The 12,099-nt window shown below is 64.4% G+C and carries 10 protein-coding genes; 3 read left to right on the top strand and 7 right to left on the bottom strand.

Translation table 11 applies throughout. The annotated features are described in order from the left end of the window. Nucleotides 1-4 precede the first annotated feature (4 nt). The 3 genes from AWB65_RS07350 to AWB65_RS07340 all read right to left on the bottom strand — a co-directional run bounded on the left by AWB65_RS07350 (nucleotide 5) and on the right by AWB65_RS07340 (nucleotide 3,817). Nucleotides 5-1,348 carry a DUF3100 domain-containing protein gene (locus AWB65_RS07350; RefSeq protein WP_087658591.1) on the bottom strand — a complete coding sequence of 448 codons (1,344 nt, stop codon included), beginning with the start codon at nucleotides 1,346-1,348 and terminating at the stop codon, nucleotides 5-7. A gap of 63 nt (nucleotides 1,349-1,411) precedes the next feature. Further along, the gene (locus tag AWB65_RS07345) at nucleotides 1,412-2,923 is read right to left on the bottom strand and encodes an aldehyde dehydrogenase family protein (RefSeq protein WP_087666509.1); all 1,512 of its coding nucleotides are present in this window, start codon (nucleotides 2,921-2,923) and stop codon (nucleotides 1,412-1,414) included. Between the two features lie 24 nt (nucleotides 2,924-2,947). Beyond that, nucleotides 2,948-3,817 carry an NAD(P)-dependent oxidoreductase gene (locus AWB65_RS07340; RefSeq protein WP_087666508.1) on the bottom strand — a complete coding sequence of 290 codons (870 nt, stop codon included), beginning with the start codon at nucleotides 3,815-3,817 and terminating at the stop codon, nucleotides 2,948-2,950. Nucleotides 3,818-3,950: 133 nt separating this feature from the next. Here AWB65_RS07340 and AWB65_RS07335 point away from each other — a divergent pair, with 133 nt between their 5' ends. Beyond that, nucleotides 3,951-4,862: a LysR family transcriptional regulator gene (locus AWB65_RS07335; protein ID WP_087666507.1), complete on the top strand. Its 912-nt coding sequence runs from the start codon at nucleotides 3,951-3,953 to the stop codon at nucleotides 4,860-4,862. Between the two features lie 7 nt (nucleotides 4,863-4,869). Here the strand turns inward: AWB65_RS07335 and AWB65_RS07330 are convergent, their stop codons facing one another. The 4 genes from AWB65_RS07330 to AWB65_RS07315 all read right to left on the bottom strand — a co-directional run bounded on the left by AWB65_RS07330 (nucleotide 4,870) and on the right by AWB65_RS07315 (nucleotide 9,147). Then, complete coding sequence (locus tag AWB65_RS07330) at nucleotides 4,870-5,943, bottom strand: LacI family DNA-binding transcriptional regulator (RefSeq protein WP_200821678.1); 1,074 nt, start codon at nucleotides 5,941-5,943, stop codon at nucleotides 4,870-4,872. 27 nt (nucleotides 5,944-5,970) lie between these two features. Beyond that, complete coding sequence (locus AWB65_RS07325) at nucleotides 5,971-6,933, bottom strand: Dap2 family DHDPS-related protein (protein ID WP_087666506.1); 963 nt, start codon at nucleotides 6,931-6,933, stop codon at nucleotides 5,971-5,973. Between the two features lie 26 nt (nucleotides 6,934-6,959). Continuing rightward, nucleotides 6,960-8,279, bottom strand: coding sequence for an MFS transporter (locus tag AWB65_RS07320; protein ID WP_087666505.1), 1,320 nt, complete (start codon nucleotides 8,277-8,279; stop codon nucleotides 6,960-6,962). A gap of 172 nt (nucleotides 8,280-8,451) precedes the next feature. Next, nucleotides 8,452-9,147, bottom strand: coding sequence for a GntR family transcriptional regulator (locus AWB65_RS07315; protein WP_087666569.1), 696 nt, complete (start codon nucleotides 9,145-9,147; stop codon nucleotides 8,452-8,454). Between the two features lie 175 nt (nucleotides 9,148-9,322). Here AWB65_RS07315 and AWB65_RS07310 point away from each other — a divergent pair, with 175 nt between their 5' ends. Together AWB65_RS07310 and AWB65_RS07305 are read left to right on the top strand one after the other, a co-directional pair. Next, nucleotides 9,323-10,597 (top strand): glucarate dehydratase family protein, encoded by a 1,275-nt coding sequence (locus tag AWB65_RS07310; protein ID WP_087666504.1) that lies wholly within the window; start codon nucleotides 9,323-9,325, stop codon nucleotides 10,595-10,597. Nucleotides 10,598-10,649: 52 nt separating this feature from the next. Continuing rightward, the gene (locus AWB65_RS07305) at nucleotides 10,650-11,972 is read left to right on the top strand and encodes an MFS transporter (protein ID WP_087666503.1); all 1,323 of its coding nucleotides are present in this window, start codon (nucleotides 10,650-10,652) and stop codon (nucleotides 11,970-11,972) included. Nucleotides 11,973-12,099: the final 127 nt, after the last annotated feature.

The raw sequence follows: 12,099 nt of genomic DNA, 5'->3' as shown, positions 1-12,099 counted from the left end.
CACCTCACACATCGAAAAACTGCGCCACCAGCGCCGCCCCGAGAAACGTCCCCGCATTCGCGACGAACGAAACCAGCACGATTCTCCAGCCGAGTCGCCGGAATGCCGGAATATCCTTCGCGATGGAAAGCCCCGCGAAAGTAAGCATCGGAGTCGTCACGCCGAGGAAGTCGTTCTTCGAGCTGAACGCGGCGATCTGCGCGCCCCACGGACACCACGGCGACGTCATGAACATGGCGACCAGCGACACCCAGCACACCGCCGGAATCTTGCGTCCGCTCACCTTGAAAACCGCGTCGCCGACGATCACCGCCAGCACCATCAGTAGCATGCCGGGAAGGCCTTCGAGCGGCGTTGTCCCGTGCGTGATCCAGTCGCACACGAGCGCCATCACCGCCGTCACGCCCCACGCGAGCATCTTGCCGCGATAACCCAGTTCGGGCGCTTCCGTCTGCACGTCGCCGAGCTTCGGGCGCGCGTCGTTGATTACGTCCGATGCGCTCGATGCCTTCGTCGTCCGCCCGATCAGCGGTTCGAGCAGGCGATAGCCCCACACGGCCATCGGCAGCGAGATGAACAGCGTGAAGTACGTGCCGATGGTCGTCGTAATGAGGTTGCTGGCCGCAGCGAAAGTGAGCACGGATTTCGCCATCTCGGGCGTCTGCTGCGCGGCAATTGCGCCCGATGCCGCCGCCATCATGCTGCCGGAGCCGACGCCCGAGCCCATCGCGAGCGCGAGCGGGTGAAAGATGTTCAGGCTCGCGACGAAGCCCGCGAAGATCGCGATGAATACCGCGCCGAACACGGTGCCCGTCAGGTACTCGGCGAGCACGCCGCGGCCCTCGGCGGAATCCATGCCGTACTTCTCGCCGATGATCGCCAGGCTCGGTTCGCGGCCGACCGAGAATGTGGCGCCAATCGCCTCGCGCTTGATGCCGAGCAACAACGCGAGCGGCAGCCCGAGCAAAATCGTGCCGACGAAGTGGCCCAGTTCCTGGAACGCCAGCGCCCAGCCTGCGGCGGCCAGCTTGGGCAGCGCGCTGCCGACCAGAAGACCGAGCTTCGAGATGAAAAGGAGCAGGGCGGGTTGCAGGATCGCGGCCGCGAGGAACTGCGTGCGCACGTCGAGGCGCGCGGCGCTCTTCCAGCGATCGCTCGCGAGGCCGAGCGCGGCGCCGAGCAGGAGCGCCCAGATCATCGGCAGCAGCACGACCTTGCCCGGCCCGACCTTGAACGAAAACGACCCGATGAACTCGGCGATGAGCAGAATCACCGCCGCGTACAAGAACAGCTTTGCGCTTCTCATGCCATCGCTTCCCGTCGACTGGGTCGTTAGCGTGTGTTCCATTCCTGCTCCCCTTTCATGATTGTTTCGTGCTCCCTCCCGCCGGTGCGACGGGAGGCCGTATTGTCACAGATAGCCGAACGCGGTGGCCGGGTCCTTCGCCGTCTCGACCCACACGCTCTTCGTCTGCGTGTATTCGTAGAGCGCTTCCACGCCGCTCGAGCGTCCGTAGCCGCTCAGTCCGTAGCCGCCGAACGGCGACGCGACGTTGATCGTCTTGTAGCCGTTGATCCAGAACGTCCCGGCATCCACCCCCGCCGCCACGCGATGCGCGCGGCCGACGTCGCTCGTCCAGACCGCGCCGGCCAGGCCGAACTCGGTGTCGTTCGCGATGGCGAGCGCTTCCTCTTCGGTATCGAACGGGATCGCGGCCACGACCGGCCCGAAGATCTCGGTGCGCGCGACGTCCATGTCGTTCGTCACGTTCGCGAGCACGGTCGGGGAGACAAAGTAGCCATCGTCGGATAGCTCGGTGGAACCGGCGGCGAGCGTTGCGCCCGCTGCGACGCCCTTCGAAATCATGCTCATGACGTGCTCGTACTGGCGGCGATTGTTGATCGGACCGACTTCGGTCGAATCGTCGAGCGGGTTGCCGACCTTGATCTTTTTCGCGCCCGTCGCGACCATCTCGACGAACCGGTCGTAGATCGAGCGCTGCACCAGAAGGCGCGACCCCGCGACGCAGCTTTGTCCCGCGCCGGCGAAGATCGCGGCTTGCGCGGTAAGGGCGGCGCGCTTGAGATCGGCGTCGTCGAAAATGATGTTCGCGGATTTGCCGCCGAGCTCCAGCACGCACGGCAGCACGCGCTTCGCGGCCGCCTCGGCGATGCGGATGCCGGTCGCGGGCGAGCCGACGAACACGACCTTTTTCACGACCTTGTTCGCGATCGCCGCCTGCCCGACGGTGTGGCCGTAGCCCGCGAGCACGTTGATGAGACCCTTCGGCGCGCCGGCCTTCTCGGCGAGCATGCCGAGCACGAGCGAGGTGAACGGCGTCAGTTCAGAGGGCTTGAGCAACACGGCGTTGCCCATCGAGATTGCGGGCGCGACCTGCCAGCCGCAGGTGAAGACCGGCGCGTTCCAGGGCGTCAGTTGCAGCACGGTGCCAGCGGGTTCGCGTCGCGTGTAATTGAGATGCGACGACGGCACCGGAATCACGTCGCCGTAGAACTTGTCGGTCCAGCCGCCGTAGTACTCGAACATCTCGGCGACCTTCGCCACTTCGCCGCGGCAGTCGCGGATCGGCTTGCCCGAGCCGATCGATTCGAGCCGAGCGATCGGCTCGGCTTCGGCGCGCAGTTCGCGTGCAATCGCGAACATCACGCGTCCGCGCGCGGCATGCGTGAGCGCCCACCATTCTTTCTGCGCGCGCTGCGCTGCATCTGCAGCCTGCGCGACGATCGCGGCGCCGCCGTCCTTGTATGCGAGGCTCGCCTTGCCCGTCGCCGGGTTGTAGAGCTGGATGTCGTCGCCGGTTCCTTCGACGAGTTCCCCGCCGACCCACGAGCCGACCGTCTTCGCTTGCGGGAAGAAATGGGCGAAGGCCGCGAGCAACTGTTCCGCTTCGTTGAATTCCACTTTCACTGCTCCTTAGGCTGTCGATTAATGTTCGGGGACGAACTGGACGATGCGGTTGAAATCCTCCGCATCGCCGATGGTCTTCGCGCTCTCGGCCCACAGGCGGCCCGCTTCGGCGCTCATCGGCGCTTCGGCGCCCTGGCCGCGCAGCAGGTCCATCGCGAGGCGCACGTCCTTGCGCATCAGCTTCATCGTGAAGCCCGAGTCGAATTTGTCGTTGAAAATCCAGGTCGGATAGTTCGTGAGCGTCGCGCTGTTGCGTCCCGAGCCGCCGTTCAGCGCCTCGACGAGCTTCTGCGGATCGACACCCGCAGCCTCGGCGGCGCGCACGGCTTCGCTCGCGGCGAGCAAATGGATGCCGGTCAGGAGGTTGTTGATGATCTTGGTGACGTGCCCGGCGCCTACCGGGCCGACGTGAACGCGCTTCGCGCTGATCACCGCGAGAATCGGCTCGACGGCCGCGACATCTTGTTCGGAGCCGCCGAGGACCATCGTCATCGTGGCGGTGGCAGCGCCTTTCGGGCCGCCGCTGACCGGTCCGTCGACGAAACCGATCTTCATCTCCGCGAGCGCCGCCGCGACCTTGCGCGTGCTGTTGGGCTCGGCGGTCGTCGTATCGACGACGATGAGGCCGGGTTTTGCGTTCGCCGCGACGCCGTCCGCGCCCAGCACGACCTGCTCGACGATCTCGGAGGTCGGCAGGCTCAGGATCAGCACATCGGCGTCGCGCGCGATGGCGGCTATCGATTCACGCGCCTCGACGCCTTCTTCCTGCAGCTTCGCGGCGACGCCCGGCGCGGCGTCGAAGCCGAGCACCGCGTAGCCCCCGCGTTTAAGCGACAGCGCCATGCCGCGTCCCATGTTCCCCAGCCCGATGACTCCGACCGTCTTCATAAAGTCCACTCCTTGCAGATTCGCCTGACCGATGCGGTGCGGGCGTTTGAGCTGTGATGTTGGACTCGCGGAACCCTATAATCAATCGACGCCAATATTGAGAATGTTCTAATTTTTAGAACGGAGCGACCGAGTGGCCGAGATCCTGACCGAGAGCCGAATCGTCTATTTCTACGAGGCTGTGCGCTGCGGCACGATCCGCGCCGCTGCCGACGCGCTGAACGTCGCGCCATCGGCGGTGAGCCGTCAGATTGGCCTGCTCGAAACCGAACTCGATGCCGTGCTAGTCGAGCGCCACGCGCGCGGCGTCAAGCCGACCGAGGCGGGGGCGCACGTCATCGATTATTTTCGGGAGCAGCTCGCGCACCGGGACGACTTGCTTTCGCGGCTACAGGAACTGCGCGGGCTGCGGACCGGGCATATCAGTGTCGTATTGGGCGAAGGTTTCGTGTCGGACCTGCTCGCCGGGCCGATGCAGCACTTCTGCAAGCAGTTTCCCGGCATCGCGGTGAATCTGGACCTGGCCGGCACGAACGAGGTGATGCGCAAGATTTCCGAGGACGAGGGCGAGATCGGACTCGTGTACAACCCGCCGAACGAGCCGCGAATCGTGTCGCGCGCGTTCAAGCGTCAGCCTTTGATGGCGGTCGTCGGGCGGTCGTTCGAGGGGCTCGGGAAGAAGAAGTCGATGACGGTGCGCGAACTGGCGTCGTATCCGCTGGCCGCGACGCATTCGAGCTATGGCACGCGGCAGATGCTTGAAGCTGTTGAATATGCGGAGAAGATTCGACTGGAACCGGTCGTCACGACGAATTCCATCGCGATTCTCAAGCAGTTCGTGAAGTCGGGGCTCGGGATCACGTGTCTTCCGGAGTTCGCCGTCACGACGGAGATCGCCGCCGGAGAACTGTTCGTGATCGAAATCAGCCATCCGTTGTTAGGGAAGGCCGAGGCGCATCTGATCACGCGGGTGGGGCGCAAACTCTCGGTGGCGTCGAACAAGATGCTGCAGATGATGCAGGCGCAGATGCGGGCGTTTCGGTGAAATTGCTTTAGTTTTGAGACGGACACGGCCCCGTCGATTCGCGCACCTGAAGCAACGCGCGCACTTCGTGTCCACGCATTGCCCGCTTGCCATCGAGCGCGTCGAGCAGATGTTGCGCCGCGAGCCTGCCGATCTCGGCGGTATCGACACGCATCGTCGTGAGCGCGGGCCGCATTTCCTTCGCGATGGCGAGGTCATCGAAACCGGTCACCGACAATTCGCCCGGAATCGCGATTCCCAGATCCTCCGCCTCGCGCAACACCCCGAGCGCGATGTGATCGTTACCGCAGACGATTGCGGTCGGCCGCTCGCCGGGCGCTTCCCAGATCGCGCGCAGGCTGCGCCGCCCGAATCCGATGGTCGATTCGCCTTCGAGCATGTGTTCCGGCCGCACCGCGAGGCCGTTGCGTTCGAGCGCCGCGCGGATGCCCGCGACGCGCGCCTGCACGCGGTCGTTGTCGCGCGTCGGCTGGATACAGACGGCGAACGAGCGGTGTCCGAGGCCGATCAGATGTTCTGTGAGTTCGACATACGCCTTGTGATTGTCGAAGCCGATGCAGTCGTGCGGGCTGCCCTCGCGATACGCATACGTGACCGCATACGGCACGCGGTAGAGCCGCAAGGCGTCGAAAAGCTCGGCCGGATGCGCCTCGCCGACGATCGCCATCGCTTCGACGCCGCGCGCGAGCATCGCGCGAACCTGCACGAGCGCCTGCGCCGGATCGTAGTTCGAGCAGCCGAGCACGAGCGTGATGCCGCGCGCCGCGAACGCCGCCTGCATGCCGCTCACCTGCGAGGCGAACACTTGGTCGTCGAGCGTCGGAATGATGATGCCCGCGATGTGGCTGCGCGTCGATGCGAGCGCGCGTCCCGCCGCGTTCGGGAACCAGTTGAGCGTCAACGCCGCATGTTCGACGCGCTCGCGCACGCGCTCGGAGACCTTGTCGGGCTCGTTGTAGACGCGCGAGACGGTCGCCGTCGATACCCCCGCGAGCTTCGCCACGTCGGAGAGCACGGTGCGGCCCGTGTTGCGGCGGGCGCGTGGCACGGCAGGCGTCGAGGGGTCAATGGAACGAGACATCGGAATCAGAAGAGGATGGGCACGCCATCATACCGTCGCGGGTTTTCGACCGCGGCTGAGCGCCGCGATGCGCGCGCGGAAATGCTCGGTGCCGGCGACGATCTTGTCGAGCACGGCATCGAGCGCCCAGAAGCGCTCACGCACGTCGTAGTCGATCACGCGGCAGCGAATCGAATCGAACGTGCCGATGCGCTGATGGTAGATCTTGGCGAGCGCCGGATAGCCGAGCGATTCCGACACGGCCGCGAGCACGAGAAACGTCGACAGTTCCTCAGCGAGCGCCGGGTCCTGCGCCGAATCGTTGCGCAGCCACTTGTAGAGATCAGGGTGAAAATTCGTGAACACGCCGTTGAAGCCCGCTGAGCCGGCTTTCATCGCGTCCCATGCGATCGCCGCGTTGGCGTTCAGGACCTTCAGCGGCGAACCCTGCGCCATCGCGACGCGCCGCTTGACAGTATCGAGATCGCAGCTCACGTCCTTCAGCATGATGAAGCGGCCGGTATCGATGCACATCTTCAGTTCGTCGTCGGAAAGCAGGCGGCGGTAGGGCGCCGGGCATTCGTAGAGACCGAGCGGAATGTCCGACGGAAGGCGCGCCAGCAGGCGTTTCAGGTTCGCCGAGAAAACCTCCGTCCCTTCGCGCTTCGGATCGAGCCGGTTCGTCACGAGCACGATGCCTTGCGCGCCCGTCGATGCCGCGACGCCGAGTTCTTCCGCTTGCGCGTCCGGATCATCGCTGATGTGGCCGGAAACCACGACGGGAATGCGCCCCGCCACCTTCTCGACGACGAAGCGTCCGAGTTCACCGCGCTCGGCGAGGCTCAGGAACTGCATCTCGCTCGACTGAGCGACGGCGAAAAGCGCGTCCGAGCCGTGCGCGATGTACCACTCGATCAGGCGTTCGAGCCCGGCGTAGTCGATCGCGCCGGACGCGTCGAACGGGGTCAGCATCACGGGCACGATGCCTTCGATTTGGGTAGCGATGGTCATGGTCTTCTCTCGAATAAGGGGTGGAATCAGGCCGGGGCCTGGACGGTATCGGTGTGGGTCGGCTTGTCCTCGATCGGCTTGCGCACGAAAAACAGGTAGCTCAACGCGCCGACGAACGCGATGCCCGCCGCCGTCAGCAGCGCCGGAACGAACGACCAGGTCTGCGCGATGTAGCCGGTCAGGATCGGCGCGAGCGCACCGCCAAGGAAGCCGCCGAAGTTCTGGATCGCGCCGAGCGAGCCGACCCGGTTCGGCGGCGCGGCGGCCGTCGCGAGCGCCCACGAGCTGGCGGACGCGGCATTGGCGAGGAAGATCACCACCGAAATGCACACAATCGCGATCGTGTTGCTCTCGACGAGCGCCGCTGGAATCGTGAACGCGACCATGCCGAGCATCGCGATCACCACCGAGTTGCGGCGGCTTCCGACTGGGTTCGTGCTGCGGCTCGTGATCAGATCGGAGAACCAGCCGGCCGTGAGCGAGCCGAGGAAGCCGCAGAAGAACGGAATCGATGCTGCGACGCCCGTATGCATCAGGCTCATGTGGCGTTCCATCGTCAGGTAGCCGGGGAGCCACGTGAGATACACCCAGTTCAGATAGACCGAGCCGAAGAAGCCGATCAGCATGCCCCACGTCGTGCCGTGCGAAAACAGCGAGCGCCATTCGGCGAAGGTGAGCGAGGGCGCGGGTTTGCGGTCGGCCTCGTCGCCTTCGAGATAGTGGCGCTCTGCCTCGGTCATCGTGGCTTTCACGGGATCGCGGTACACGGCGAGCCACACGACCGCAACAACAAGGCCGGCGATGCCCGTCACGATAAAGGCCCAGCGCCAGTGGAAATTGACGACGAGGATCGAGAGGCAGAGCGGCGCGAGCGCCGTGCCGAGCGGCGACGCCGAGTTGAAGATGCCGGTTGGCTTGCCGCGGGCGCGCAGCGGAAACCAGTTGCTGACGACGCGCGCCGCCGACGGAAACTGCGGCGCCTCGCCGATGCCGAGCACGATCCGCGCGAGGATGAACCAGCCGAACGTCGAGACGAAGCCGCCTGACGCCTGCGCGAGCGACCAGACGATCAGGCCGATGCCGAGCAATTTGCGCGGTCCGACGCGATCGACGAGTCCGCCCACCGGCAACTGGAAGAGCGCGTAGCTCCATGAGAACGCGGAGAGCAGCAGCCCCATCTGTCCGAGCGAGAGGCCGAGGTCGGCGCGGATCAGCGGATTGGCGACGGCGAGCGTCCCGCGGTCGAGATAATTGACGATGCCGCTCACCATCAGCAGCGTGAGCGCCACGATCTGGGCGCGGCGGATTCGCGGCGGGGCCTGCTCGTGGACGGGGGTTGCGCTCATGATCGTTGTCTCCGTTTCATGTCTTGGATGTTAGCGCTTACATTTTGAGGTCTGAAAGGATCGCTGAAATACGATAGCCGGTCATCACTCGTGTGTTAGCGCTTACATTTTGCGTGTCGAGTCTGCGCGTTGCAAGCACGAAAAGGGGTGCAACGGGTAAACACCGGTGCGTTTATTCGTCCGTCAAATAATCTGGATGACTCGTGCGAATCTGGTCGACCTGGCTCAACGTCCCTGAGAGATGCTTGCGCAGCGCCGCCTGCGCGGCGTCGGGATCGCCCGCCTGGATTGCATCGACGATTTCGGTGTGGTCGCGCACCACGGCCATGGTTTTGCCCTCGACCGGAAGATGAAGCCGACGCAGCCGGTCGATGTGCCCGCTCAGCCTTCGAACGAGATCCCAAAGCTGCGGCACGCCGGCCGCCTCGTACATCTGCCGATGAAATGCCTGATCCTGCAGCGAGAACTGCTCGTAGTTGCGCAGGTCGCGCAATTCCATCTGCGCCGCGATCGTCGCGCGCAACTGAAAAATCAGCGCGACGTCATGTTTCTCCGCCAGCGTGCGCACAACTTCCAGTTCGATCGAACGGCGCAGAAAGTGCGCCTGCAACGCCGACGTCACGTTGATCTGGCTGACGACCGTCGCGTGCTGCGGAAAGATATCGACGAGACCTTCCTCGCCGAGCTTCATCAGCGCATCGCGCACGGGAGTCTGGCTCAGGCCGTATTGCGTTGCCAGATCGGCGCGTGAGAGTACCGTACCGGGCGCAAGTTCCATCGACAGGATCATTTCGCGCAGTCTTTCGAAGACTTGCGGCGCGGCATGGCGGGAACGGTCGAGACGGGTCGACGAAGCACTGGTTTTCATGATCGGCGCTAAAAAATCCACTGAGATATTAGTACTATAGCGGCGCTCAGCCGCTTCGGGCATGGCAATCAGCGTTTTCGTGCAGCAAAAGCCGTGTGAGTAGTTTCCCCAGTGACACACTAATACATTAGTGCTTTACTATGCGTCATCACCTCAAAATCACCGGATTGCCACCATGACTCGCGACATCACCGTCACTCAAGTCCGTATTACGCCGATCGCCTTCCGTGACGGCCCGCTGCTCAACGCCGCGGGCATCCACGAACCGTGGGCGTTGCGCGCGATCGTCGAACTGGAGACGAGCGACGGCCGAGTCGGCATCTCCGAAACCTACGGCGACGAGCCGATGCTGCGCGTGCTCGAGCAGGCCAGAACGCTCGTCCTCGGCCTCTCGCCATTCGATCTGAACCGGATGGAAGAGCGCGTGCGTGGCGCGATCAAGCCGAGCCCCGGCGCCGTCGAGTTCGAACTGGCTCCCGGCTCGCACACGGCGAAGAACGCGGCGAAGGTCATCAGCACGCTCGAAGTCGCGATGCTCGATCTGCAGGGCCAGATCGTCGGCGCGCCGATCGTCGATTTGCTCGGCGGTAAAGTGCGCGACGCCGTGCCGTACAGCGCCTATCTCTTTTTCAAGTACGCGGAGCACGTCGACCAGCCCTACGCGCCCGATGCCTGGGGCGAAGGCCTGAGCCCGCAGCAGATCGTCGCGCAGGCGCGCCGCATGATCGACCTGTACGGTTTCCAGAGCATTAAGCTGAAGGGCGGCGTGTTCGAGCCGGCGCATGAAATCGCCTGCATGCGCGCGCTGTACGAAGCCTTCCCCGGCCTGCCGCTGCGCCTCGACCCGAACGCGAACTGGACGCTCGAAACAAGCATCGCGGCCGCGCCCGAACTCGACGAATTGCTCGAATACTACGAAGACCCGTGTCCGGGACTCGCCGGCATGGCCGAGCTGGCCAAGCACACGCGCCTGCCGCTCGCGACGAACATGGTCATCACGACGATGGACGATTTCCGCCGCGGCGCCGAAATGGGCTCGGTGAAGGTACTGCTGTCCGATCACCACTACTGGGGCGGGCTGCGCGCGACACAAACGCTCGCGCGCATGTGCAAGCTGTGGGACCTGGGGATGTCGATGCATTCGAACTCGCACCTCGGCATCAGCCTGATGGCGATGACGCACGTCGCGGCGAGCATCCCGAATCTCACCTACGCCTGCGACACGCACTACCCGTGGCAGGAGGAAGAAGTGATCAAGGGCGGCCGCGTCGCGTTCGATAACGGCGCGGTACGCGTGCCGACGACGCCGGGTCTCGGCGTCGAACTCGATCGCGAGCGTCTCGCCGAACTGCACGCGCAATATCTCTCGTGCGGCGTGCGCAATCGCGACGACCTGACGCAAATGCGCAAGTACGAGCCGGGCTTTACTGGCAAGAATCCGCGCTTCTGACCTGTGCAGACGTCAATACGCGACAAGGCAATGCCAATTTAGGAGACACAGAATGAGCAGTTCTCATCCCGAGCGCGCCGACGTGCTCGCGCGCGCCGTCAGCAAGGTCAAGTGGCACGTGCTGCCGCTTTTCGTGGCGATGTTCATCGTCAATTACATCGATCGCGTGAATATCGGGTTCGTGCGGCAGCATTTGAGCGCGGATCTGGGCATCGGCGCCGCGGCTTACGGGCTCGGCGCGGGGCTCTTTTTCGTCAGCTACGCAGTCTTCGAAGTGCCGTCGAACATGCTGCTGCAGCGCTTCGGCGCGAAGGCGTGGCTCACGCGCATCATGATCACGTGGGGGCTTGCCGCTGTCGGCATGGCGTTCGTAAAGGGCGAAATGTCGTTCTACGCGATGCGGCTCGTGCTCGGCGCGGCCGAGGCGGGTTTCTTCCCCGGCGTGCTGTTCTATTTCACGAAGTGGCTGCCGCGCGACGAACGCGGCAAGGCGATGGCGATCTTCCTGAGCGGCTCGGCGCTTGCGTCGGTGCTCTCTGGCCCGATCTCCGGCGGACTGATGCTGATCACGGGTCTTGGCCTGCACGGCTGGCAGTGGATGTTCGTGATCGAAGGCATGGCTTCCGTCGTGCTCGCCGCCTTCGTCTGGTTCTGGCTCGACTCGAAGCCGCGCGACGCGACGTGGCTCACTCGTGAGGAGCAGGACGCGATCGTCCACGAGATCGAGGAAGAGCAGCGTCAGCGCGATGCGGTGCATGCCGTGAAGCCGTCGGTGTGGAGTCTGTTGCGCGATCCGCAGATCGTGATCTTCTGCCTGATCTATTTCTCCGTCTCGCTGACGATCTACGGCGCGACGTTCTGGCTGCCGAGCATCATCCGCAAGATGGGCCACTTCAACGATTTCCAGGTCGGGCTCTTCAATTCGATCCCGTGGATCATTTCGATCGCAGCGATGTACCTCTTCGCGATGCTCGCCGCACGCTTCAAGTTCCAGCAGGCGTGGGTATCGTGCGTGCTGCTGATCGCGGCGCTCGGCATGTACGCCGCCGGACAGGGCAGCCCGCTGTTCTCGTTCGTCGCGATCTGCTTTGCGGCGATCGGCTTCAAGGCGGCGTCGGCGTTGTTCTGGCCGATTCCGCAGGGCTATCTGGACGCACGGATCACGGCGGCAGTGCTGGCGCTGATCAATTCGATCGGCAATCTCGGCGGGTTTGTCGCGCCGGCGACGTTCGGGTTTCTCGAGCAGAAAACGGGGTCGATCGAAGGCGGGATGACCGGGCTCGCGGTGATGTCGGTTGTCGCGGCGGCAGTGGTTTTCTTCGCGCGGATGACGCCGAGGGAGAAGCCGGCGGTATTGGTGGGGCGCGCGCACTGAAGTCAGATGCGGAAAGCGAAGCGCTCGCCGGAGACGGCGAGCGCTTTTAAGCTGCCAGCACGGCGGCGAACACGCTCACCGGCATTGCTGACTTATTTCGCTGCCTACGCTGCAGCGAACCTCGGCT

This window comes from Caballeronia humi, from assembly GCF_001544475.1.
Classification (GTDB): domain Bacteria; phylum Pseudomonadota; class Gammaproteobacteria; order Burkholderiales; family Burkholderiaceae; genus Caballeronia; species Caballeronia humi.
This window is presented reverse-complemented; position numbering and strand designations above follow the sequence as displayed.

Coding starts and splice junctions, on each gene's coding strand:
- AWB65_RS07350 (WP_087658591.1), bottom strand. CDS start 1,348: ATGGAACACACGCTAACGACCCAGTCGACGGGAAGCGATGGCATGAGA.
- AWB65_RS07310 (WP_087666504.1), top strand. CDS start 9,323: ATGACTCGCGACATCACCGTCACTCAAGTCCGTATTACGCCGATCGCC.
- AWB65_RS07330 (WP_200821678.1), bottom strand. CDS start 5,943: ATGTCTCGTTCCATTGACCCCTCGACGCCTGCCGTGCCACGCGCCCGC.
- AWB65_RS07340 (WP_087666508.1), bottom strand. CDS start 3,817: ATGAAGACGGTCGGAGTCATCGGGCTGGGGAACATGGGACGCGGCATG.
- AWB65_RS07315 (WP_087666569.1), bottom strand. CDS start 9,147: ATGAAAACCAGTGCTTCGTCGACCCGTCTCGACCGTTCCCGCCATGCC.
- AWB65_RS07325 (WP_087666506.1), bottom strand. CDS start 6,933: ATGACCATCGCTACCCAAATCGAAGGCATCGTGCCCGTGATGCTGACC.
- AWB65_RS07320 (WP_087666505.1), bottom strand. CDS start 8,279: ATGAGCGCAACCCCCGTCCACGAGCAGGCCCCGCCGCGAATCCGCCGC.
- AWB65_RS07305 (WP_087666503.1), top strand. CDS start 10,650: ATGAGCAGTTCTCATCCCGAGCGCGCCGACGTGCTCGCGCGCGCCGTC.